Genomic DNA, 1,024 nt, shown 5'->3' on the forward strand with positions numbered 1-1,024 from the left:
AGATTGCAAGAATTAACCGAACACTGCAAACTGCTGAAAAACCTTTCGTGGTGATTGCCAGTTGAGTGTTTTCATTGGTCTCGCATTGATCCAATGATTAATTTGATCTAATTCTTTGGCGCTAACTGTTTCAATTTTGCGTTCTTTCGGTATAAAACGACGGACGTATCGATTTAATATCTCATTACTCCCACGTTCTTCTGGTGAATATGGGTGCGCAAAATAGACTGGAATGCCTAGTTTTTGCTCGATTTCGTTATATTTTGCAAATTCTCGCCCACGATCAACAGTGATTGACTTGGCATTTTTGATCCCTTGAAAAAAACGAATTAAGACTGGTGTCACTGCCTGACTATTGCGCCCAGTGACCCGTCTCACGATATGTTCCCGGCTTAGTCTTTCAGTAATTGTCACCAGCACATCGCCACGTCTTTTACCCGATTGCATGGTGTCAACTTCAAAATGTCCAAAGGTTTGTCGTGCTTTCACACTTTCAGGTCTCGTTTCAATCGAACGACCATGCACAAATACTTGTCGTCTACCATCAGATTGACGCTTTTGACGGATACCTTTGTCAGGTAAATCAGCCAATGATAGTTTGAGTCGACCAGCATTGAGCCAATTATAAATCGTTTTGAAAGGTAACCCTAAAACATGCGCAGCGGTTTCTGGTGACCACTTCAATATACCAATGTGGTGATTCAAAAAGACAGCGATAGCTGGTGTTAGCGTGTCATGACGACCACGTAGATGACGTTTTTTCAATGCCAACGCATGAGCAATCTCAGCTTTATAGGGTGTAACTTGATGAATTTCAATCGAAACGGTTGAAGGAGAGCGTTTAATAAAGCGCGCAATGGCACGAACAGAATAATTCAATTCGAGTAAAGTTTGAATGACAGTGCGTTCTTGAGATGATAAACTAGTCATGAGTCGCAGTTCCTTTATGGTTGTTTTAGACAATTACCATTAAAGGCGCTGTGGCTTTTTTATTCAAGTGTTCGGTTTAATTTTACAATCTACC

The 1,024-nt window shown here is 41.0% G+C and carries 1 protein-coding gene; it reads right to left on the minus strand.

Going from position 1 to position 1,024, the window contains the following annotated elements:
• Window positions 1-12: 12 nt before the first annotated feature.
• On the minus strand, window positions 13-930 hold the full coding sequence (locus EUI_RS0107745) for an IS30 family transposase (protein ID WP_010017260.1): 918 nt from the start codon (window positions 928-930) through the stop codon (window positions 13-15).
• Window positions 931-1,024 lie beyond the last annotated feature (94 nt).

The organism is Leuconostoc gelidum subsp. gelidum KCTC 3527 (assembly GCF_000166715.1).
Classification (GTDB): domain Bacteria; phylum Bacillota; class Bacilli; order Lactobacillales; family Lactobacillaceae; genus Leuconostoc; species Leuconostoc gelidum.

What these genes read in the sequence shown, in the direction of transcription:
- EUI_RS0107745 (WP_010017260.1), bottom strand. Translation starts at nt 930, where the DNA reads ATGACTAGTTTATCATCTCAAGAACGCACTGTCATTCAAACTTTACTC.